We start from the raw sequence: 21,376 nt of genomic DNA on the forward strand, positions 1-21,376 counted from the left end.
AGGTGAGCGAGCAGACGCAGGGAGTGAGCACGTCACAGGCGCGGCGCGTGGTCGTCGTCGGCGCGGGCATGGCCGGGGTGCAGACCGCCGTCGCCCTGCGCGAGAGGGGCTTCACCGGCACCGTGACCCTGATCGGCGCCGAGCCCCACCAGCCCTACGACCGGCCGCCCCTGTCCAAGGCCGTGCTGCTCGGCAAGTCCGAGGGCTCCGCCTTCGACGTCGACTTCGAAGCGCTCGGCATCGACCTTCGGCTCGGCCGCGAGGCCCTCGGCGTCCGCCCCGCCGACCACGAACTCGACACCGGCGCCGGCCCGGTGCCGTACGACGTCCTGGTCCTCGCCACCGGCGCCGAACCGATCACCCTGCCCGGCGCCGAGGGCGTGCCCGGCGTGCATCTGCTGCGCACCCTCGACGACGCCGAGCGGCTGCGCCCGGTGCTGGCCCGGCAGCACGACATCGTGGTCGTCGGCGCGGGCTGGATCGGCGCGGAGTTCGCCACCGCCGCGCGCGAGGCGGGCTGCGCGGTGACCGTCGTCGAGGCCGCCGACCGGCCGCTGGCGGGCGCGCTGCCCGCCGAGGTGGCCGCGCCCATGGCCGCCTGGTACGCCGACTCCGGCACCGAACTGCGCACCCACGCGCGCGTGGAGCGCGTCGAGCCCGGCGCGGTCCTCCTGGACGACGGCTCACGGCTGCCCGCCGGCGCGGTCGTCGTCGGCATCGGCGCCCGCCCGGCCACCGGCTGGCTCACCGGCTCCGGCATCGAACTGGGCGCGCACCGGGAGGTCGTGGCCGACGCGCACCTGCGCACCTCGGCACCGGACGTCTACGCCGTCGGCGACTGCGCCTCCTTCCCCTCCGGGCGCTACGGACAGCGCCTGCTCGTCCACCACTGGGACAACGCCCTCCAGGGCCCGCGCACGGTCGCCGCGAACATCATCGGCGAGACGCCCGCGGTCTACGACCCCGTCCCGTACTTCTGGTCCGAGCAGTTCGGCCGCTTCGTCCAGTACGCCGGCCACCACGAGGGCGCCGACACGACCCTGTGGCGCGGCGACCCCGCCGGGCCCGCCTGGTCCGTCTGCTGGCTGCGCGAGCACCGTCTGGTGGCGCTGCTCGCGGTCGGCAGGCCCCGCGACCTGGCCCAGGGGCGGCGGCTGATCGAGGCGGGCACACCGATGGACCCGCGGCTGCTCGCGGACCCGGCGAGGCCGCTGAAGGCGGCGACCGCGTAGCCCGGACGCCCTGCTCGGGCGGGCCCGACTTCCGACTGTCAGTCCTGGATGGCAGGCTGGTGGCGTGACCGAGATTGACGCAAAGATCGATGCTCTCGTCCCCGCCTGGCTCACCCTGCCCGACATCGCCGAGATGCTCGGCGTCGAGGTGACGCGCGTGCGGCAGCTGGTCAAGGAGGGCCAGCTCATCGCCGTACGCCGGGGTGAGAACCGCGCGCTGCACGTCCCCGCCGCCTTCATCGACGGGGACAAGGTCGTCAAGGGCCTGTCCGGGACCCTGACGCTCCTGCGGGACGACGGCTTCACGGACGAAGAGATGCTGGAGTGGCTCTTCACCCCCGACGACAGCCTGCCCGGCACCCCCGCACAGGCGCTCAGCGAGAATCGCGGCACGGAGGTGAAGCGCCGGGCCCAGGCGCTCGCCGTCTGACCAGCCCGGGCTGACCGGAACCGCACAGCCGAACACCGTCCGGCGTACGGGCCGGGGCCGACCGAGGCCACGGCCCCGGACCACTGCGGCCCACGGCCCGTACGCCACCGCTCCGCACATCACACACGCCACCGACGTGACGTCGACCATCCCGTACGCCGTCGGCCGGAAACCCGCCCGCCGAGCCGGTGCCCACGCCGTCGGCCGGGCACGACACCCCGGGGGGACGCCCAGATGCCCGACACCACCGCCCGCGCCCGGCTCGCCGACGCGCGGGTCTACCTGTGCACCGACGCCCGCAAGCGCCAGGGCGACCTGCCGGAGTTCCTGGACACCGTGCTCGCCGGCGGCGTCGACATCGTGCAGCTGCGGGACAAGGGCATGGAGGCGGCCGAGGAGCTGGAGCACCTGCGCGTGTTCGCCGAGGCCTGCGCCCGGCACGGCAGGCTGCTGGCGGTCAACGACCGCGCGGACGTCGCCCACGCCGCCGGCGCGGACGTCCTCCACCTCGGCCAGGGCGACCTCCCGGTCCCCGCGGCCCGCGCGATCCTCGGCGACGACGTCCTCATCGGCCGCTCCACGCACGCGGAGGCCGAAGCCGAGGCCGCCGCCGTCCAGGAGGGCGTCGACTACTTCTGCACCGGCCCCTGCTGGCCCACCCCCACCAAGCCCGGCCGGCACGCCCCGGGTCTCGGCCTGGTCCGGCACACCGCCGCCCTCGGCACCGACCGCCCCTGGTTCGCCATCGGCGGCATCGATCTCGGCAACCTCGACGAGGTGCTGGAGGCGGGCGCCCGCCGGGTCGTGGTCGTGCGCGCGATCACGGAGGCCGACGACCCGGGCGCCGCGGCGGCGGAGTTCGCCAAGCGGCTGCGGCAGCCGTGAGGAACGGGCCCGATGTCCAAGGGGTGGACATCGGGCTGACAAATCGGGCGAATTCCCGCCACTCGGTTGGGGGACCGCGCCCCCCTGGTTAACCTGCGAGTATGGCCCTCGGAACCGCATCCACCAGGACTGATCGCGCACGCACCGTGCGCGACATGCTCGCCACGGGCAAGACGACGTACTCCTTCGAGTTCTCGGCGCCCAAGACTCCCAAGGGCGAGCGGAACCTGTGGAGCGCGCTCAGGAGGGTCGAGGCGGTCGCCCCGGACTTCGTCTCCGTGACCTACGGAGCCGGCGGCTCCACCCGCGCGGGCACCGTCAAGGAGACCCAGCAGATCGTCGCGGACACCACGCTCACCCCGGTCGCCCACCTCACCGCGGTCAACCACTCCATCGCCGAGCTGCGCAACATCATCGGCCAGTACGCCGACGCCGGCATCCGCAACATGCTCGCCGTGCGCGGCGACCCGCCCGGCGACCCCATGGGCGACTGGGTGCCGCACCCGCGGGGCCTGACCTACGCCGCCGAGCTCGTCCAACTCATCAAGGAGTCCGGCGACTTCTGCGTCGGCGTCGCCGCCTTCCCCGAGATGCACCCGCGCTCCGCCGACTGGGAGACGGACGTCACCCACTTCGTGGACAAGTGCCGGGCCGGCGCCGACTACGCCATCACGCAGATGTTCTTCCAGCCGGAGTCCTATCTGCGGCTGCGTGACCGGGTCGCCGCGGCCGGCTGCGCGACCCCCGTCATCCCCGAGGTCATGCCGGTGACCAGCGTGCGGATGCTGGAACGCCTGCCGCAGCTGAGCAACGCCCACATCCCCGCCGCCCTGAAAGAGCGGATCCTCACAGCAAAAGACGATCCGGCCGCTGTACGCTCCATTGGGATCGAATTCGCCACGGAGTTCTGCGCGCGGCTGCTGGCCGAGGGAGTGCCCGGACTGCACTTCATCACGCTCAACAACTCCACGGCGACGCTGGAAATCTACGAGAACCTGGGCCTGCACCACCCCCCGCAGGCCTAGACCGGCCGCACGGATATACGACACACTGCGTAGCGGCCACTGGGAGAGGGGCGTACATGGGCTATACGGTCCTCTACATCGCGTTCGGAATCGTCGCGCTCTGGCTGCTCGGTGAGGTGCTGCTGCAGTACAAGGCGCGCCTGCGCTGGCGGCTGGTCGCGTTCGTCGGCTTCCTCGGCGTCGTCGTCGGGGTGCTGATCCCGTCCGTCGTCGTCATCGGGCTGGGCGCGGCCGCGTTCGCGGTCGGCCAGACCTACGTCACGCTGTCGTTCCGCCGCGGCTTCTCCGCGGGCTGGGCGGTCAAGCGCCCCGACACGGACGACGGCGCCGTCGCCGGCAAGCGCCGCCGCGGCCGGGCGGACCACGAGGACCCGGTCCTGGGCGCCGCCGACCCGGAGCAGGGCGAGGCCGGCTACGACGACGAGGGCGCCGCCTACGCACCCGCCGGTGCCGCCTACGGCCAGGGCCAGGACGACGACTACGACCGCGACGACGTCTTCACCCCCGCCCGCGCCGCCACCGCCGCCGAGACCACCGCCGTGTACGAGCCGCAGCCCCTGCCGGAGGACACCGGTTCCTACGGCATATACAACGGCGACCCGGCCTACGCCTCGGCCGGCGACCAGACCTACGCCGCCGCCGGCCAGCCCCAGGACCAGTACGCCACGGCCGACCAGGGCTACGGCTACGACGGCTACTCCGGCTACGACCAGCAGCAGTACGGCTACGACGCCAACGGCCAGCAGCAGTACGCCGCCTACTCCGACCCGTACATCGGCACCCAGACCTACGGCGGCGGGTACGACGCCGGCTACGGCCAGTACGGCCAGCAGTCCTACGGCCAGGACCAGTACGCCACCGGCGGCTACGGCACCGAGACCCCGCCCGGCGGCGTCTGGGTCCCGCAGCAGCGCAACGACGAGACCTACGGCGGGGAGCTCCCGCCGGAGCAGCAGTACCCGTACCAGGGCAACGGCCAGGGGCAGGGCAACGGGTACGACGAGCAGTACCGTTTCTGAGCCCGCCGACCGCCACCGCGTCGCCGACCCCTACTGCGAGCCCCTGAACTCCGGTCCCTCCACGATCAGTCCGGCCACCAGCGCACCCGACATGCCCGCGTGCGGGAGGCCGCCGCCCGGGTGGGACCAGCCGCCGACGCGGTACAGGCCCGGCAGGCGGGTGGTGTTGGCCGGGTGCAGGAAACGGCCGTCGCCCGCGGCCAGGGCGGGGGCGGGGACGCCGTCGCAGCCGGTCTCCTCCTCCTGGCGGTCCGGTGTCCGCACCTCGCGCCAGAGCAGGCGCTCCCGCAGCCCCGGTATCGCCGACCCGGCCGCCTCGACGAGCAGGTCGGCGACCCGCGCACCGGTCTCGGGCCGGTGCCAGTCGGCCCCGGTCGGCACCGCGGCCGACAGCACCACGGACTCATGGCCCGCGTCCGGCCGCAGCGCCGGGTCGTCCGGGCGCAGCACGGTCACCGTGGGCCGTACCGGCTCCTCGGACCGGCCGCTCAGGAAGTCCAACTCGGCCTCGCGGGCGGGTGCGTGGACGATCGTGCGGTGCGCCGCGCCGGTCTCGCGCGCACCGCGCAGCGCCAGCAGCACATGGAGCCGCCCGACACCCGGTGACGCCTCGTCAGGGCGTACGTCGCCCTCGTCGTCGAGGTGATGCCCCGTCAGCCGGCGCAGCACCCCGGGGTGCACCCCCGCGACCACGTGATCGGCCTCCGCCACCGACCCGTCGGCCAGCTCCACGCCCGCCGCCCGGCCGTCCTTCTCCACGATCGCGGTGACCTCGGCGCCGAAGACGAACTCCACCCGCCGCGCCACGCACCGCTCGTACACGGCCCGCGCCAACTCCCGTAGCCCGCCGCGCACATACCAGGTGCCGAAGGCGTGCTCCATGTACGGCAGCACGGCCGCGCTCGCCGGAGTGACGCGCGGATCAAGGCCGTACGCGAGCGCGTGGCTCTCCAGGACGGCCGCCAGACGCTCGTCCCGCAGCTCCCAGGCGCCGACCTCGGCGAGCGTGGCCGCCCGCCGGGTGCGCAGCAGCCGCTTGTGCGGCACGGCCGGATACGGCTCACGCCCGGCCAGCACCGGCCAGTTGGGCCACAGCGGCTCCTCCAGGAGCGGGCGGCGGGTGCGGTCCCAGGACTCGCGGGCCCGCACCAGGAAGTCGCCCCAGCGCTGCCCGGCCCCCGCGCCCAGCGCCTCGTCCAGGGCGGCGACCACTCCCGCACGCGAGGCGTTCGGCAGCGTCACCCGCGTGCCGTCCGCGAAGACGTGCCGCGCGGACGGGTCGACCTGGACCAGCTCGACGCACGCCTCCAGCGGCTCCTTGCCGGTCTTGACGAACAGGTCACGCCAGACCGCGGGCAGGGTCAGCAGCCCGGGACCGGTGTCGAAGGCGAAGCCGTCCCGCTCGAAGCGGCGCACCGCCCCGCCGTACGTCTCCGTACGCTCGTACACCGCCACCCGGTGGCCCGCGACGGCCAGCCGGGCGGCGGCCGCCAGCGCGCCCATCCCGGCGCCGATCACCGCAATCCGTCCCATGCCTGCGACCTTATCGGCCGCCACTGACAGTCACCGTCCGGGTGGCCGTCCGTCCCGCCCCGCTAGCCGCCGCTCCTCGCGTCGCTGCGCCCTGCGCCGCAGGAACCGCCGGATCCGGGAGACCAGGAAGACCAGCACCACCAGCCCGGTCACCAGCAGCACACCCGAGACGACCGCCGCGGCCACCGGATGGAACATCGCGAACGTGACGACGCCGCCGACCCCGAGATCCTCCGCGAGGCTCACGATCACGTTGCTGAACGGCTCCGGGGAGGTGTTGACCGCCATCCGCGTCCCCGCCTTGACGGTGTGGCTGGCCAGCGCGGTGGAGCCGCCCACCAGACCCGCCACGACGTCGTTGAGGGAACCGCTGTGCCCGGCGAGCAGCGCGCCCACCCAGGCGCCCGCGACCGGCCGGATCACCGTGTGCACCGAGTCCCACACCGAGTCGACGTACGGGATCTTGTCGGCGACGGCCTCGCACAGGAACAGCACGCCCGCTGTGACGAGCACCTCGGGGCGCTGGAGCGTCTGCGGGACGTCGTCGCTCAGTCCCGTCGCGCCGAAGACGCCCAGCAGCAGCACCACGGCGTAGGCGTTGACGCCGCTGGCCCAGCCGCTGGTGAAGACGAGAGGGAGTACCGACACGGGGGCGATCGTAACCAGTGGGCAACGGAGCGTCCTGGGCCTGAGCGCCCACGGCTGAGTATCCGTACCTAGCCGGTGAGATGAGTACGCGCGCGGATGGGGCCCGACCTGCGCGAACGAGACAGTGGAGACACGGAAAGGGGCACGGCTCCGGCACCGGCGACACGGGGCGCCGGAACGGAGCGGCCCGCGATCCGCTCCTTCCGCCGGCTGCCGTCGGCGGGAGCGAGGCACGGGGGAACCCGGGGGAAACGACCGAAACGGGTGCCCAACGGGGGAAGCACCATCGGGGGGACCGACAAAAGAAGAAAAACAGAAAACAGGGAAACGGGGGAGCACGAGGAGGCGCCGGTTCGAGGTGGCCCGCGGGGGACGCGGCCACATCGGACCGGCGCTTTCGTGCGGTCGCGGCGCGGTCAGGGCCGGCGCGAGCCGCTCACCCGGCCCTGGAGCAGGCGGGACAGCGCCGCGTGCACGTCGTCCAGGGAGCGCTCCGGCTGGAAGGACTGCCAGTCCAGCGCGGCCACCAGCACCATGCCGACCAGCGCCGACGCGGTCAGCGACACGTCGATCTCCTCGCTGAACTCGCCGCCCGCCACGCCCTCGCGCAGCACGTCCTCCACGACGGCGACCGCCTGCTGCCGGACCACCATCAGGGTGGACTGCCAGGCCCGGTTGGTGCGCCACAGCTCGGCCACGTAGAGCTGGGTGAAGGCCGGGTAGCGCTCGATGAAGACGAGACCGGCCCGGATCATCGCGTCCAGGGCGTCCACCCGGCTGCCCCCGTCGCGGGCCGTCCGCTCCGCCGCCTCCCGCAGGGAGGCGGTCAGGAGGCCCACGCCGTGCCGCAGCAGCTCCTCGAAGAGGACGGACTTGCTCGCGAAGTTGTAGTAGACCGTGCCCTTCGCGACCCCGGCGCGCTCGGCGATCTCGTCCACCGTGGTGGCGGAGAAGCCCTGCTCGGCGATGAGCGTGACGGCCGCCTCGTAGAGCTTCTGCCGGGTAGCCTCGCGGCGGGTGCTGCCGCCCGGCGTGGTGCTGCTGCTTTCCATGGCCCTGATTGTCACAGGAACAGGGCCGCTCGCGGTCCCGTTGCGGATCACAGGCTCAGCTCCGGGTGCAGCCGGTCCAGGGTCCACACCTGCCGGCGACGGGCCGACAGCGCGGTCAGCGCGAGGGCGCCCGCGGTGAAGGCGACGAGCACCACGCACGCGTGCCACACCGGACCCAGGCCACCGCCCGTGATGAGCCTCCTGAGGGCCTCCACGATGTAACTCATCGGCAGGAAGGGGTGGATCGCGTTGAAGAAGCCCGGACTGGTCTGCACCGGGTAGGTGCCGCCCGCGGACGTCAGCTGGAGCATCAGCAGAGCCAGGACCAGAATGCGGCCCGCCGCCCCGAAGCGCGCGTTCAGCCACTGCACCAGCGCCGCGAAACACGCCGTCACCAGGAACAGGAACCCGACCGTGCCCGCCGCGCGGACCATCCGCAGGCCGATCGCCCAGTGCAGCACGGACATCAGCGCCACCGTCTGCAGCACCCCGACCGCCACCACCGGCAGCCAGCCGGCCAGCGCGATCCGCCACGCCGAGGCACCCGCGGCGAGCGCGCGCCGGTTCATCGGCGGGATCAGCATGTAGGCCACCATCGCGCCCACCCACAGCGACAGCGGGATGAAGTAGGGAGCGAAACCGGTGCCGTAGTTGGGCGCCTTGTGTAGGTCCTTGGAGACCAGCTGGACGGGGTCCGCCATCACCCCGGTGCGCCGGTCGCGGTCCTTCTTGTCGTAGTCGGGGATCTTGCCCGCGCCGTCGTGCAGCCCGCCGGCGAGCTTCCCGGAGCCGTCGGCGAGCTTGTACATGCCGCCGTTCAGCGTCTCGGCGCCGGTCTTCAGCTTGCCGACGCCCTCGTCCAGGTCGGACGCGCCGTCCTTGGCCGTACCGAGCCCCTTGTGCAGCTTCGCGGCGCCCGCGGCGACCTTCGCGGCGCCGTCGTTGAGCTGGTTGATCTTCTTGACGGCGGTGGCGAGGTCCGCGGAGAGGTGCGGGGCGCGGTCGGCGAGGGCCTGGGCCTGCTCCTGCAGGGTGGCCAGGTTGCCGTCCAGCTTCTTCAGGTCGCCGTTCTGGTCGCCGACCAGCGTGTTGACGTCGTCCGCGACCGTGGCCACGTCGGCGGCCGCGTCCTTGGCCTTCTTCAGGTCCGCGCAGGCGGCGTCGGGCAGGACGGGCCTCTCGCAGCGCGCCCGGTAGACCTCGTTCAGCGTGTCGGAGGCCGTGTGGGCGCCCTTGGCCGCGATCGGGGCCGTCTTCACCAGGGTGGCGAGGTGGGCGCGGACCACCTTCGTGGAGTCGGCGACGAGCCGGGCGGTGTCCCCGATGGTCTTCTCGTTGTCCCGCAGATACGGACCCACCTTCCCGTCGACCGCGTTGACCTTGTCGGCGAGGGCCTGTGTGCCGTCGGCGACCTGCTGCGAGCCGTCCTCCAGGGCGCCCGCGCCCGAGTCGAGCTTCTTCAGCCCCTTGGCGAGCCGGCCGCTGCCGTTCTTGGCGTCCTTCAGCCCGTCGGCGAGGTCCTTGGAGCCCTTCTCCGCCTTCCCGATGCCGCCCGTGAGCCGGTCGGCCCCCTTCGCGGCCTGCACGGTCGCTCCGTGGATGTCGGAGAAGGACACGAAGATCCTGTCGAGGAAGGACCGCGAGGTCTTCGTCGAGGCGGCCGTACGGATCTCGCTGAAGACCGTCCGCGAGATCTGCCCGACGATGTAGTTGTTCGCGTCGTTCGTACGGACCTGGAGCGCGCCCGTCTCGGGGGAGTCGTCGGCACTGGAGGCGATCCGCCGGCTGAAGTCGGCCGGCATGGTCAGCGACAGGTAGTACGTGCCGTCCTCCACGCCCGCGCGTGCCTCGGCGGCACTGACCTCGTGCCACTCGAAGGTGTCGCTCCGGCGCAGCCCCTCGGTGATGTCGTCGCCCGCCGTGATCCGCTTGCCGTCGGCGGTCGCTCCCTTGTCGTCGTTCACGAGCGCCACGGGGATGCGGTCGAGGCGGCCGTAGGGGTCCCAGAACGACCACAGGTACAGCGCGCCGTACAGCAGCGGCAGCAGCAGCAGCGCGACCAGGGCGGCCCGCGGCAGCCTGCCCCGGCCGAAGCGCCTGAGCTCAAGCGCGGCCAGTCTCGGCGAGCGCATCGGCCTGCTCCTCTCCCTCGGGGGTCTGCGTGGTGGACACGACGACGGTGTCGGCCGGCGCCTCGCTGCACACCGCCACGACGGTGGTCCCGGCCTCGGCCAGCGAGCGCAACAGCGCCCAGACCTCGGCCCGTTCGGCCTCCGAGAGCTTGAGGTCGGTGTCGTCGACGCCGAGCAGGCGCGGACGGCCGATCAGGGCCAGGGCGATGGACAGGCGCAGCGCCTCCAGCCGCTCCAGGTCGCGTACGGCCGTGCGGGAGCCCTTGGGCAGGGACTCCCGGTCGAGGCCGGCAGCGGCCAGGGCGGCGTCGATGCGCAGCATGGCCTCCAGCACCCGCTCCCGGCGCGGCTGCACGAGGGCGCGCAGCGAGTCGCCGAACCGCCGTTGCAGCAGCGCCCGTTCCCGCAGGTGCTCGCCGACGGTGAGGGCCGGGTCGAGGTCGGTGACCCCGGCGACGTTGGCGACGGCGCTGATCCGCCGTACGGCCGCCAGCTGCTTGGGCAGCCGTGCCTCACCCACTGTCGCCGTCCCCTCGGTCGGCTTCATCCGGCCCGTGAGCGACAGCAGCAGGCAGGTGCGGCCGGAGCCGGACGGTCCCTCGACCGCGATCAGCGAGCCGGGCTCCGCGTCGAAGGTGACGGCGCGGAAGGCCCAGCCGCGTGGCCCCTTGAGCCCGAGTCCCCGGGCCGCGACACCGATTCCGGGCACGGTTCCCCCAATCCTCCGTTGTACGCCGACTTTTGAACTGACTGGTCAGTGCAAAAACTATCCCGAACCTTCGATCGAAGCAAAAGCGCAGGTCAGATCGGATTGTCAGTGGCATACCGCACGATGGGCACATACGGCACCCCGTTTGAGGGCATGCCGTCACGCAGACGACAGGAGGTTCGTCATGGCCAGCTATCACGCAGCAGCCGCCCGCCGGCGCCGCGCCACCGGCCCTGCCCCCTCACTGACCGGCCCGGCGAGCGACGTGCACCCCGTGCTGCGCCGGGCCGCCGCCCCGCCGGCCGCGCTCGACCTGCTCGCCCAGGCCCGCGCGGGACTGGACGAGGCGGCCGTCCTCGAAACGCCCAACGAGCGCTACGCCACGGCTCATCTCGCCGCCCTGCGCACGGCCGCCGCGGTGCTCGCGGCGCGCGGCCGGCCCGAGACCAGTCCCCGACGCCGGGCCCGGATCCGGAGCGCCTGGGAAGTGCTCCCCGAGATCGCGCCCGAACTGACCGAGTGGAGCGCGCTGTTCGCCTCCGGAGCCCGGCGCCGCGCCCGGGCCGAGGCCGGCATCCGGGGCGCGGCCAGCCGCCGGGACGCCGACGACCTGATACGCGACGTGGCGATGTTCCTGCGCCTCGTCGAGCGCATGCTCGTCCTCCAGCCCGTCCTGCCCCAGCCCCGCCCGGACACCGACCAGCCGGACCCCACCCGCCCGGCCGACCGGGACTTCCCGGACACCGGGTGAACGGGGGTGCGGCGCCACTTCGACCGAGACGGATGCCGGGTGCCGGGTGAGGACGGAATGCCGGGTGCCGGGTGAGGATGCCGATGCCGGGGTGGCGGATGAAGCCGGATGCCGGACGCCGGGTGAGGGTCGGATGCCGGATGCCGGGTGAGGGTGCCGGATGCCGGGCGGTGGAGAAAGCCGGATGCCGGGCGCATGCGCGAAGCGGGCGGGCGCCTGGGGCGGTTGTCGGGTGCGGGTTGGACTCGGGATGCCGGATCCGGGATGCCGATTCGGGTCGGACGGCGGGATGTGGCATGCCGGATGCCGGATGCCGGATGCCGGATGCGGGTGGCGGATGCCGGGGCGTGTGCGCGTAGCGGGCGGGCGCCTGGGGCGGTTGTCGGGTGCGGTCCGAGGTCGGCCGTGGGCCGGATCGGCCGGATCGGTATGCAGGGTGTCTGGTCCGTGGTGCGGGACGTTCCGGGGGCGCGGGCCCGGAGTGACCAGGTGGGCCGGTGGAGGCAATAGGGTGGAGGACGCCTGAAGCCTTCCCTCCGTACCCCCGGCCGGGAGGGCACCCCGTTCGCTCCGCCGTGCAGACAGGCGGTGCCGCGCCGAGGAGTCATTGCCGTGTCGGACCCGATGCGACCCCGCGCCTCCCTTCGTACCGCCGTGGTCTGGGAGGTCCTCCAGGACGCCCTTGAGCGCCGGGTGAAGGCCACCGGACGGCAGACCCTGGACGTCCTCGACACCGGCGGCGGCAGCGGCAACTTCGCCGTGCCCGTCGCCCGCCTCGGCCACCAGGTCACCGTCGTCGACCCCAGCCCCAACGCCCTGTTCGCCCTGGAGCGCCGGGCCGCCGAAGCCGGTGTCGCCGAGCGCGTCCGGGGCGTCCAGGGCGACGCGCACGGCCTCTTCGACGTGGTCGAGCGCGGCGGCTACGACGCGGTGCTGTGCCACGGCGTCCTGGAGTACGTCGACGACCCGGCCGAGGGCGTCCGCAACGCGGTCGCCGCCCTGCGTCCCGAGGGCGTCCTCAGCCTCCTCGCGGCCGGCCTCGGCGGCGCCGTGCTCGCCCGGGCGCTCGCCGGCCACTTCAAGGAGGCCCGCCAGGCCCTCGCCGACCCGGACGGCCGCTGGGGCGCCGGCGACCCGGTGCCGCGGCGCTTCACCGCCGAACAGCTCACCGCACTGGTCGAGGGCGCGGGCCTCACGGTCGCCGCCGTGCACGGCGTGCGCGTCTTCGCCGACCTCGTCCCCGGGGTGCTCGTGGACACCGAGCCCGGCGCCCTGGAGGCGCTGCTGAAGCTGGAGGAGGCGGCGGCCGAGCTTCCCGCCTTCCACTCCGTGGCCACCCAGCTCCATGTGCTCGGCGAGACGCAGGGGGCCACCGGGGCCTGAGTCACCGCCGTGACGCGCCGCTGATCAGCGGCTTGGCTGCGCATGGAGTACGCCACAGGACCCCCGAACGGAGGCCTGGCGCCGTATGATCGAGGGAGACCACCCGGCATGACGGGTCGGCCGCTGGGGAATGCAGGATTCAGCGAGCCGGGACGTCCATGGCGGATTCCGGTTGGCCAATTGGCGCAGAGGGGCGGGTTTCACGGGGGCGATTCCCTGCCTATCCTGAAGGGACCCCCGGGTCGCCCCGGCGACTGCACGATGAGGAGGACTCCGTGCCGCTCTCGGAGCACGAGCAGCGCATGCTCGAGCAGATGGAGCGAGCGCTGTACGCCGAAGATCCCAAGTTCGCGTCGGCGCTCGAGGGAAGCGGGCTGCGTACGTACACCCGGCGGCGGGTCTACCAGGCGGTCGCGGGCTTCCTCGTGGGTATCGCGCTCCTCATGGCTGGAATGGTCGCCAAGCAGGTGTGGCTCAGCGTGGTGGGCTTCCTCGTCATGCTGGGGTGTGCGGTGCTCGCCGTGACCGGTTGGCGCAAGGCCCCCAAGCCGGGTGAGCAGCCCGCGGGCGGTCCGCAAGCGCGGCGTCAGGCTCGGCCGAAGCGCTCCATGATGGACCGCATCGAACAGCGCTGGCAGCGGCGCCGTGACGAGCAGGGCCATTAGCGGCGCGACTGCCGGCTCTCGCAGACATTGCGGAGGGGGTGACCACCTACGGATGGTCACCCCCTCCCACATGCCCTCGGGCCTCCGCCCCTCGAACACGTCCCCCGGCCCCTCACACATGCCCTCCGTGCCGCAAACGCCCCCGGCCGGTCGACAGGCCCCGGCTCGTCTGCGTAAGCCCGCGGTTGGTCGCAACAGCCCCTCGGTTGGTTGACAGGCCCTGGCTCGTCGGTGCCACCCCAAGGCCCGTCGGTACAAGCCCACGGCTGGCCGGTACAAGGCCCTGGTTGGTGGATAGGCCACGGCTCGTGGGCGCCACCGCCACCCCGAGGCCCGTCCGTGCAAGCCCGCGGCTGGCCGATACAAGGCCCCAGTCCGTTGATGGGCCCTGGCCCGCCCGTGCAAGCCGCGGCCACCCCGTACACGCTCCTGGTTGGTGGACAGGACACCGCCTCGTCGGTACAAGCCCGCAGCCGACCGCTCCCAAGGCCCCGGCTCGTCGGCATAAACCCCCGACTGTCTGCCCAAGCCCTCGACCTCTGGGCCCAGCCCTCGACCTCTGGGCCCAGCCCCGATCCCTCGGCATAAGCCCCCGACCCCTGTCCAGCCCTGCCCCAGCGGCCCAGCCCCGGCCCTTCGGCATAAGGCCCCGACCCCTGTCGAGCCCTGACCCAGCCCCGACCTCTCGGCATAAGCCCCCGACCCCCGGCCAGTCCTGACCCAGCGGCCTAGCTCCGCCCCCTCGGCATGGACCCCCGGCCGGTCGGCCCAAGGCTCGCCGTCGGTTGGTCGGTCGCGTCGGGGTCAGCCGGTCTGTTGGCCCGAGGGGCGGCGGAGCAGGGTTGGCCGGCGGTCTGCCCAGCGGGCCTTCGTGGTTGTCCAGCGGTCGTTGAGGTCCCACAGTGCGCGGACGGCCGAGCGGGGTGCGACCACCGCGCGTACCCGGGTGGGCCAGCTGACCCGGGAGCGCAGTGCGGCCCGCAGCCGGCGGACGTCCTGGGCGAGGCCGGGCACGGCCCGCGGCCGGGGCGCGTACAGCACCTGCTCCACGGCGTGCGCCACCCGGTGCACCGACTCGGCCGTCACCGGGTCGAGCTCGCCCAGCCGCACGATCCGTGCCGCCGCCTTCCGCGGGGTCAGCGCGTCGTCCGGCACGATGCCGTAGTCCCACGCCGTGTCCGTGAGTTCGCGCCAGACCGCCAGGACATGGTGCGCGGCCGCCTGCGCGGCGTACTCCGGCTCCGCCTCGACGGGCAGGACGCTCACCTCGACGTCGCTCGCGCCCCCCGGACCCCGTCCCTTGCCGCGTCCGCCGGGCAGGGCCGGGCCCGAGGCCGCGTACCGGCCCGAGGCCAGGCGCACCGAGCGCCGCCGCAGCCGCCACAGCATGGGCAGCAGCGGCACCGCGACCGCGAGCAGGCCCAGCACGACCCAGCCCGCCGTCTCGTACCACGGCGGCCCGGAGTCGTCCTTCGCCGTCGGGTTCGTCGGCAGCAGGCCGCTGCACGCCTCCAGCTTCTTGTTCGTGGCGGCGCAGCTCGCGCTCGACGAGGGCGCCGTCGACGGGGAGGTGCCCGCGGACTGCGAGGGCCGCGCCACGTCGGGAAGGCTGCTGCCCGGCGTGTCCGACTGGGTGTAGGAGGGCGTCGTCCCCCGGTTGGGGGTGGGCTCGAAGCGGGTCCAGCCCACGCCCTCGAAGTACAGCTCGGGCCAGGCGTGCGCGTCCTTGAGGCCCACCGCCACCGAACCGTCGGCCTGCGGGGACCCGGGCGCGAAGCCGACCGCGACCCGGGCCGGGATGCCCAGGCTGCGGGCCATCTCCGCCATCGCGAAGGAGAAGTGGACGCAGAAGCCCTGCTTGTCCTTCAGGAACCGGGCGATCGCCTGCGGGCCACTGCCGACCTGCACCTGGGTGTCGTACTGGAAGCCGCCCGTGACCGCGAAGTAGTCCTGGAGCTTGACCGCCTGCTCGTAGTGGCTGGCGGAGCCCGCGGTGACCTCGCGGGCGGTCCTGCCGACCACGTCCGGCACCGAGTCCGGCAGCTTGGTGTACTCGCGCTTCAGGGCCGCCGACGGCTCCGGGGCGTCCGCCAGCTGCTCCGCCGTCGGCTGCACGTCCAGGCTCTTGACCAGGTACGTCTTGCCGCGGGTGGTCTCGCCGTGGTCGCCGACCAGGGTCATGCCCACCGGTTCGTAACGCCACTTGCCGCCGACGTCGACCCCGCTGGGCGGGTACGGCATCGGCAGCCAGTCCTGGGCGTACCAGTCGGCCGCCGAGACACGGGTCTGGATCTCCGTGCGCTTGATGTCCGCGCCGAGGCCGGGCGGGGTGGGGAAGTCGTCCGGCACGCCGACGATCTTCCGCTTGGCGGGCTTCCAGGTGCTGCCGTCGAAGTCGTCCAGGGAGACGATGCGCAGGTACAGGTCGGAGATGTCCTGGCTGTTGGTCTTCAGGGACAGCACCTGGCGGTCCTCGTCCACGTTCAGGCTGTCGCGCAGCGACACCAGGGGGTTGACCGCGGAGATCGTGCCCCCGCTGCCCGTGCCGGAGCCGATGCCCGTGCCCGCGCCGTCCAGCAGGCCGCCGTCCATCGCCGGCAGGGCCAGCGGCACCACGAGGGCGATGCCCAGGGCGACCATGCCGATACGCCGTCCGGTGCGCACCGGCGCCACCGCGCCCGGCTCCCCGCCCGGGGTGCGTGGCGACCCGGCGAAGACCCGGCCCCACTGCGAGAGCCGGTCGCGGCCCTCGGCCAGCAGCAGCATCAGATAGCCGCCCGCCGCGACCAGGAACCACAGCCAGTCCGCGCCGCCGTCGGACAGCCCGGCGGCCACCGAGTACAGCGCGAGCAGGGGCAGTCCGGCCGGGGCGGCGCTGCGGAAGGTCACCGCGAGGGTGTCCACCGCGAGACCGATGATCAGGACGCCGCCCAGGAGCATCAGGCGGATGCCGTCCGCCTCCAGGGGCGCCGGGATCGCGTACCGCGCGATGTCGTCGCCGCCCTCCTGGAGCAGGTCGGCGAAGTGCTGGAAGGCCTGCGGTCCGGGGATGAACCCGGCGACGGCCTGCTGCCGGGCAAAGACCAGGGTCAGCAGCAACAAGGTGACGACCGCCTGCGCCGCCACCGTCAGCGGCCGGGCCAGCGGCACCCGGCGGGTGGCCGCGCCCACGCCCGCCTGGACCGCCAGCAGGAAGGCCGCCTGCAGGATCCAGGTGCCCGGCGTGACCAGGGGCAGCAGGGCGCAGGACGCCATCAGCGTGGCCGCCCAGGCGCACAGCGCCAGTCGTGCCCGCCCGCTCATGCGCCCGCCCCCTCGCCGGTCGTGCCGCCCGTCGCGGCGAGGCCCGTGCGCTCACGGTCGGCCTGCCGCCACAGTTCGCTCAGCGAGGTGCCGCGCGGCACGCTCAGGGCCGTCCAGCCCGCCTCCCGCAGCAGCCGCAGCCGCTCCCCGCTCCTGTCCAACGGACCGGGCACGTCGGTGGGTTCCCGCACCCACGCGTCGCTCTCCAGCAGGAAGGCGAGGGCGCCGCCGCTGCGCTGGCGCATCTTCGCCACCACCGCGGCCTGCTCCTCGTCGAGGTCGCCGAAGAAGGCCACCAGCAGCCCTTCGTTCCCGCCGCGCAGCACGTCGTAGGCGCGCGACAGGCCCGTGCCGTCGGAGTGGTCGATCACCGCGAGGGTGTCCATCATCAGCCCGGCCGCGTCCGCCGTCTCCTGGCTCGCGCCCGCGAAGCCGTCGGCGCCCTCGCCGGGCACCGAGTTGCCGGTGTCCGTGAGCAGCCGTACCGAGAAGCCCCGTTCCAGCATGTGCACCAGGACCGAGGCGGCGCCCGAGACGGCCCACTCGAAGGCCGAGTCGGGGCCGGCGCCCCGGAAGGCCAGGCCCCGGGTGTCGAGGAGTACCGTGCAGCGGGCGCGCTGGGGCTGTTCCTCGCGGCGCACCATCAGCTCGCCGTAGCGGGCGGTCAGGCGCCAGTGGACGCGGCGCAGGTCGTCGCCGTGCCGGTAGCCGCGCGGGATGACGTCGTCCTCGCCGGCCAGGGCCAGGGAGCGCTGCCGCCCGTCGCCGTACCCCTTGGACTCGCCGCTCAGGCGCACCGGCGGGAGGGCTTCCACGCGCGGGATGACCGTCAGGTTGTCGTACGCCGAGAAGGACCGGGTCAGTTCGCACATGCCGAACGGGTCGCTCAGGCGCAGCTGGAGCGGGCCGAGCGGGTAGCGGCCGCGCAGGTCGGAGCGGACGCGGTAGGACACCTCGCGGCGGCCGCCCGGCTCGACCCGGTCCAGGACGAAGCGGGGCCGGGGCCCGAGCACGTACGGCACCCGGTCCTGGAGCATGAGCAGGCCGGTGGGCAGCCGGGAGACGTTGTCCATGCGCAGGTGGACGCGGGCCTCGCTGCCGGCGGGCACGCGCGCGGGGGTCAGGCGGCGGCTGCCGGCCACCCGGTAGCGGGTGCGGTACAGGACCAGCGCGCACACCAGGGGGAGGGCGGCGAGCAGCAGGCCGACCCGGAGCAGGTCGCCCTGTCCCAGCACGTAGGCGCAGACGGCGGCGGCGATGCCGGCCGCCAGGAAGGAGCGTCCGCGGGTGGTCAGGCCCGCCAGGGCGGTGCGGACGCCGCCCTTGTCGCCGCGGTCGGCCTCCGGGCTGCCGGCCTGGCCGGTGGTCATCACAGCCTCCGCGGCTGCTGCTGGCCGTACGCCGGCGTGCCGTGGCCCAGGCCGCCGAAGCCGCTCTGCTGCGGTGAGGCGGGCACGGGAACGCGCTGCAGGATCTCCTGGACGACCTGCTCGGAGGTGCGGCGGTTGAGCTGGGCCTGCGCGGTCGGCAGCAGACGGTGGGCCAGGACCGCGACGGCAAGCGTTTGCACGTCGTCCGGGAGGGCGTACTCGCGGCCGCTGAGGGCCGCGGCCGCCTTGGCCGCGCGCAGCAGGTGCAGCGTGGCGCGCGGGGAGGCGCCGAGTCTGAGGTCGGGGTGGGTGCGGGTGGCGGCGACCAGGTCGACCGCGTAGCGCCGGACCGTCTCGGCGACGTGGACGCCGCGGACGGTCTCCACCAGCTTCACGATGTCGTGCGCGTGCGCCACGGGCTGGAGGTCCTCCAGCGGGGAGACGCCGCCGTGCACGTCGAGCATCTGCAGCTCGGCCTCGACGCTGGGGTAGCCCACGGAGACCCGGGCCATGAAGCGGTCGCGCTGGGCCTCGGGCAGCGGGTAGGTGCCCTCCATCTCGACCGGGTTCTGGGTGGCCACCACCATGAAGGGGCTCGGCAGCTCGTAGGTCTGCCCGTCGATGGTGACCTGGCGCTCCTCCATGGACTCCAGGAGCGCGGACTGTGTCTTCGGCGAGGCGCGGTTGATCTCGTCGCCGATGACGATCTGGGCGAAGATCGCGCCCGGTTTGAACTCGAACTCCCGGCGCTGCTGGTCCCAGATGGAGACGCCGGTGATGTCGGAGGGCAGCAGGTCCGGGGTGAACTGGATGCGGCGCACCGAACAGTCGATGGACCGCGCCAGCGCCTTGGCGAGCATCGTCTTGCCCACGCCGGGGACATCCTCGATCAGAAGATGTCCCTCGGCGAGCAGCACGGTCATCGAGAGCCGTACGACCTCGGGCTTCCCCTCGATCACGCCTTCCACCGAACTGCGCACCCGCTCGACAACGGCGGTCAGATCAGTGAGGCTCGCTCGATCGTCATAGGTCGTCACCCGGCCCTCCTCGGCCCGTTCTTTCCGGGCCGACGCTCTGCGTTGCGGACCGGCCCACCCCGAAACACGGACACCACGCGCGAAAAGTTCCGCGTGACGCCACACCCGCATTCTTGCTGCCGTTACCGTTTCGTGTCACTCGACTGTGGACAACTGGCTGCACTATGTCGGGTCTTACGGCGTTTTGGGCACCCGCTGGGCCGAAATCAACAGCAGAACGACAGGTCCGCGGGCCGGTTACGCCGGGTCGATCTCGCGCAGCAGGCCGGTGCGCACGTCGAAGACGAAGCCGCGGACGTCGTCGGTGTGCAGCAGGAAGGGCGAGGTGCGCACCCGCTGCATCGACTGCCGTACGTCCTGGTCGACGTCCCGGAAGGACTCGACGGCCCAGGAGGGACGCTGGCCGACCTCCATCTCCAGCTCGTTGCGGAAGTCCTCGGTGATCGCCTCCAGACCGCAGCCGGTGTGGTGGATGAGTATGACGCTGCGGGTGCCGAGCTTGCGCTGGCTGATGGTGAGCGAGCGGATCACGTCGTCGGTGACCACACCGCCCGCGTTGCGGATGGTGTGACAGTCGCCGAGCTGGAGGCCGAGCGCCTTGTGCAGGTCGAGACGGGCGTCCATGCAGGCCACGACCGCGACGTGCAGGACGGGGCGGGCGTCCATGCCGGGGTCGGTGAACGCGGCGGCGTACTGCTCGTTCGCCTCAACGAGACGGTCGATGACCGTGCCGCCCTGGATGGCGCCTTCGGACTCGGTGGGTACGGATGCAGAAGTCGTCATGGTGAAGACGTTACTGGTCACATCCGGTTCGGTCGCGGTGTGAGAGCGGGAAAAGAGCGTCATCACGTTCCTCTTGTGAGGTAACCCACACGGGTGGCGAAGGAGGAGCCGTAAGGAGGATTTTCCCGGATTCGCCGCTTCGCGCGCATCCTGGCCGCGACGCGCAGGCCGGTTGATTGACCGCGAGACAGGGTGGACTAAAGTGACGCGAAGCGGGAGGCGAGGCTCTCCCTGCTGGACTGAAACCCCCGGAGACTTCGGCGATTTTCCGGAGCTCTCCCCACGTGCGCGGCGCGTACGTACGGCTCGGCCTCCTCCCGCTCCCGGTCGGCTGACGCTTCCGGCGCCGGCGGGCCTCCCCTTCCCGAGCGGGCGGGGACCCGGCGGTACGTACCGTCGCGCCGGACCTGAGAGGGCCCCTTGAGCCAGAGTCGACACGTCCCGGTGATGCTCCAGCGGTGCCTGGACCTGTTGGCCCCCGCCCTGGAGCGGCCGGGCGCGGTGGTCGTCGACTGCACCCTGGGCCTGGGCGGGCACAGCGAGGCCCTGCTGCGGCGCTTCCCCGAGGCGCGGCTGATCGGCCTGGACCGGGACAAGGAGGCCCTGCGGCTGTCCGGTGAGCGCCTCGCCCCCTTCGGCGAGCGGGCCACCCTGGTGCACGCCGTCTACGACGAGCTCCCAGGCGTCCTGGACCGGCTCGGCATCGCGCGCGTGCAGGGCGTTCTGTTCGACCTCGGCGTCTCCTCCATGCAGCTCGACGAGGCCGGCCGCGGCTTCGCCTACGCCCAGGACGCCCCGCTCGACATGCGCATGGACCAGACGACCGGCATCAGCGCCGCCGAGGTCCTCAACACCTACCCCGCCGGGGAACTGGTGCGCATCCTGCGGGCCTACGGCGAGGAGAAGCAGGCCAAGCGGATCGTGGCCGCCATCGTGCGCGAGCGCGAGAAGGAACCCTTCGACACCAGCGCACGGCTGGTCGAGCTCATCCGGGACGCGCTGCCGCAGGCCGCCAAGCGCACCGGCGGCAACCCGGCCAAGCGCACCTTCCAGGCCCTGCGCATCGAGGTCAACGGCGAGCTGTCCGTCCTGGAGCGGGCGATCCCGGCCGCCGTGAAGGCGCTGGACGTCGGCGGGCGGATCGCCGTGCTGTCGTACCACTCGCTGGAGGACCGGCTGGTCAAGCAGGTGTTCGCGGCCGGCGCCGCCACCACCGCGCCGCCCGGGCTGCCCGTCGTCCCGGAGCGCTACCAGCCCCGGCTCAAGCTGCTGACGCGCGGTGCCGAACTTCCCACCGAGGAAGAGGTCGCCGAGAACCGGCGGGCGGCGCCCGCACGGCTGCGCGGTGCGCAGCGCATCAGGGAGGACGCCGAACAATGAGGGGCGTGAGTGAGTTGGGAAACCGGACTCACTGGAGGG

Annotated in this window: 18 protein-coding genes; 9 read left to right on the top strand and 9 right to left on the bottom strand. The window is 73.1% G+C overall.

Translation table 11 applies throughout. The features are described from left to right. Positions 1–2 precede the first annotated feature (2 nt). From ACYF6T_RS32485 to ACYF6T_RS32505, 5 genes are all read left to right on the top strand, one after another. Positions 3–1,232, top strand: coding sequence for an NAD(P)/FAD-dependent oxidoreductase (locus ACYF6T_RS32485; RefSeq protein WP_461700960.1), 1,230 nt, complete (start codon positions 3–5; stop codon positions 1,230–1,232). Positions 1,233–1,296: 64 nt separating this feature from the next. Further along, the gene (locus ACYF6T_RS32490; protein WP_086171562.1) at positions 1,297–1,662 is read left to right on the top strand and encodes an Rv2175c family DNA-binding protein; all 366 of its coding nucleotides are present in this window, start codon (positions 1,297–1,299) and stop codon (positions 1,660–1,662) included. Positions 1,663–1,896: 234 nt separating this feature from the next. Further along, positions 1,897–2,547, top strand: coding sequence for a thiamine phosphate synthase (thiE, locus tag ACYF6T_RS32495; RefSeq protein WP_461700962.1), 651 nt, complete (start codon positions 1,897–1,899; stop codon positions 2,545–2,547). 101 nt (positions 2,548–2,648) lie between these two features. Beyond that, positions 2,649–3,572 (top strand): methylenetetrahydrofolate reductase [NAD(P)H], encoded by a 924-nt coding sequence (metF, locus tag ACYF6T_RS32500; RefSeq protein WP_461700964.1) that lies wholly within the window; start codon positions 2,649–2,651, stop codon positions 3,570–3,572. Between the two features lie 56 nt (positions 3,573–3,628). Continuing rightward, complete coding sequence (locus tag ACYF6T_RS32505) at positions 3,629–4,591, top strand: SCO2102 family sporulation regulator (protein ID WP_461700966.1); 963 nt, start codon at positions 3,629–3,631, stop codon at positions 4,589–4,591. 30 nt (positions 4,592–4,621) lie between these two features. Here ACYF6T_RS32505 and ACYF6T_RS32510 read toward each other — a convergent pair whose 3' ends face one another. The 5 genes from ACYF6T_RS32510 to ACYF6T_RS32530 all read right to left on the bottom strand — a co-directional run bounded on the left by ACYF6T_RS32510 (position 4,622) and on the right by ACYF6T_RS32530 (position 10,665). Continuing rightward, a complete protein-coding gene (locus tag ACYF6T_RS32510) occupies positions 4,622–6,124 on the bottom strand; it encodes a phytoene desaturase family protein (RefSeq protein WP_461700967.1) in 1,503 nt (500 codons plus the stop codon). A gap of 30 nt (positions 6,125–6,154) precedes the next feature. Continuing rightward, entirely contained in the window at positions 6,155–6,772 is a 618-nt protein-coding gene (locus tag ACYF6T_RS32515) for a DUF4126 domain-containing protein (RefSeq protein ID WP_461700968.1), read from the bottom strand. A gap of 416 nt (positions 6,773–7,188) precedes the next feature. Further along, the gene (locus tag ACYF6T_RS32520) at positions 7,189–7,824 is read right to left on the bottom strand and encodes a TetR/AcrR family transcriptional regulator (protein ID WP_461700970.1); all 636 of its coding nucleotides are present in this window, start codon (positions 7,822–7,824) and stop codon (positions 7,189–7,191) included. A gap of 47 nt (positions 7,825–7,871) precedes the next feature. After that, a complete protein-coding gene (locus tag ACYF6T_RS32525; RefSeq protein WP_461700971.1) occupies positions 7,872–9,956 on the bottom strand; it encodes a YhgE/Pip family protein in 2,085 nt (694 codons plus the stop codon). After that, the gene (locus ACYF6T_RS32530) at positions 9,928–10,665 is read right to left on the bottom strand and encodes an ATP-binding cassette domain-containing protein (protein WP_461700973.1); all 738 of its coding nucleotides are present in this window, start codon (positions 10,663–10,665) and stop codon (positions 9,928–9,930) included. Before ACYF6T_RS32530 ends, ACYF6T_RS32525 begins: the two co-directional genes overlap by 29 nt. A 184-nt stretch (positions 10,666–10,849) precedes the next feature. Between ACYF6T_RS32530 and ACYF6T_RS32535 the strand changes: the two genes are divergently transcribed. The 3 genes from ACYF6T_RS32535 to ACYF6T_RS32545 all read left to right on the top strand — a co-directional run bounded on the left by ACYF6T_RS32535 (position 10,850) and on the right by ACYF6T_RS32545 (position 13,464). Continuing rightward, the gene (locus tag ACYF6T_RS32535; RefSeq protein ID WP_461700974.1) at positions 10,850–11,416 is read left to right on the top strand and encodes an SAV_6107 family HEPN domain-containing protein; all 567 of its coding nucleotides are present in this window, start codon (positions 10,850–10,852) and stop codon (positions 11,414–11,416) included. Between the two features lie 612 nt (positions 11,417–12,028). Next, on the top strand, positions 12,029–12,799 hold the full coding sequence (locus tag ACYF6T_RS32540) for a methyltransferase (protein ID WP_461700975.1): 771 nt from the start codon (positions 12,029–12,031) through the stop codon (positions 12,797–12,799). 275 nt (positions 12,800–13,074) lie between these two features. Further along, positions 13,075–13,464, top strand: a complete 390-nt coding sequence (locus ACYF6T_RS32545; protein WP_461700976.1) for a DUF3040 domain-containing protein — start codon at positions 13,075–13,077, stop codon at positions 13,462–13,464. Between the two features lie 804 nt (positions 13,465–14,268). On the opposite strand, the gene ACYF6T_RS32550 is transcribed toward ACYF6T_RS32545, so the two are convergent. From ACYF6T_RS32550 to ACYF6T_RS32565, 4 genes are all read right to left on the bottom strand, one after another. Beyond that, positions 14,269–16,767: a transglutaminase TgpA family protein gene (locus ACYF6T_RS32550; protein ID WP_461700978.1), complete on the bottom strand. Its 2,499-nt coding sequence runs from the start codon at positions 16,765–16,767 to the stop codon at positions 14,269–14,271. After that, positions 16,764–18,137 (bottom strand): DUF58 domain-containing protein, encoded by a 1,374-nt coding sequence (locus tag ACYF6T_RS32555; RefSeq protein ID WP_461700980.1) that lies wholly within the window; start codon positions 18,135–18,137, stop codon positions 16,764–16,766. The genes ACYF6T_RS32550 and ACYF6T_RS32555 overlap by 4 nt, the downstream gene beginning before the upstream one ends. Beyond that, complete coding sequence (locus ACYF6T_RS32560; protein WP_461700982.1) at positions 18,137–19,174, bottom strand: AAA family ATPase; 1,038 nt, start codon at positions 19,172–19,174, stop codon at positions 18,137–18,139. The genes ACYF6T_RS32555 and ACYF6T_RS32560 overlap by 1 nt, the downstream gene beginning before the upstream one ends. A gap of 237 nt (positions 19,175–19,411) precedes the next feature. Beyond that, positions 19,412–20,020 carry a beta-class carbonic anhydrase gene (locus tag ACYF6T_RS32565; RefSeq protein ID WP_461700984.1) on the bottom strand — a complete coding sequence of 203 codons (609 nt, stop codon included), beginning with the start codon at positions 20,018–20,020 and terminating at the stop codon, positions 19,412–19,414. A gap of 357 nt (positions 20,021–20,377) precedes the next feature. Here ACYF6T_RS32565 and rsmH point away from each other — a divergent pair, with 357 nt between their 5' ends. Then, a complete protein-coding gene (gene rsmH / locus ACYF6T_RS32570; RefSeq protein ID WP_461700986.1) occupies positions 20,378–21,337 on the top strand; it encodes a 16S rRNA (cytosine(1402)-N(4))-methyltransferase RsmH in 960 nt (319 codons plus the stop codon). The last annotated feature ends 39 nt before the right edge of the window (positions 21,338–21,376 follow it).

The organism is Streptomyces sp. 7R007, from assembly GCF_054850255.1.

Excerpts from the sequence above, each read along its gene's own strand:
- thiE (WP_461700962.1), top strand. The coding sequence starts at position 1,897 with ATGCCCGACACCACCGCCCGCGCCCGGCTCGCCGACGCGCGGGTCTAC.
- metF (WP_461700964.1), top strand. The coding sequence starts at position 2,649 with ATGGCCCTCGGAACCGCATCCACCAGGACTGATCGCGCACGCACCGTG.
- ACYF6T_RS32505 (WP_461700966.1), top strand. The coding sequence starts at position 3,629 with ATGGGCTATACGGTCCTCTACATCGCGTTCGGAATCGTCGCGCTCTGG.
- ACYF6T_RS32510 (WP_461700967.1), bottom strand. The coding sequence starts at position 6,124 with ATGGGACGGATTGCGGTGATCGGCGCCGGGATGGGCGCGCTGGCGGCC.
- ACYF6T_RS32520 (WP_461700970.1), bottom strand. The coding sequence starts at position 7,824 with ATGGAAAGCAGCAGCACCACGCCGGGCGGCAGCACCCGCCGCGAGGCT.
- ACYF6T_RS32525 (WP_461700971.1), bottom strand. The coding sequence starts at position 9,956 with ATGCGCTCGCCGAGACTGGCCGCGCTTGAGCTCAGGCGCTTCGGCCGG.
- ACYF6T_RS32535 (WP_461700974.1), top strand. The coding sequence starts at position 10,850 with ATGGCCAGCTATCACGCAGCAGCCGCCCGCCGGCGCCGCGCCACCGGC.
- ACYF6T_RS32550 (WP_461700978.1), bottom strand. The coding sequence starts at position 16,767 with ATGAGCGGGCGGGCACGACTGGCGCTGTGCGCCTGGGCGGCCACGCTG.
- ACYF6T_RS32555 (WP_461700980.1), bottom strand. The coding sequence starts at position 18,137 with ATGACCACCGGCCAGGCCGGCAGCCCGGAGGCCGACCGCGGCGACAAG.
- ACYF6T_RS32565 (WP_461700984.1), bottom strand. The coding sequence starts at position 20,020 with ATGACGCTCTTTTCCCGCTCTCACACCGCGACCGAACCGGATGTGACC.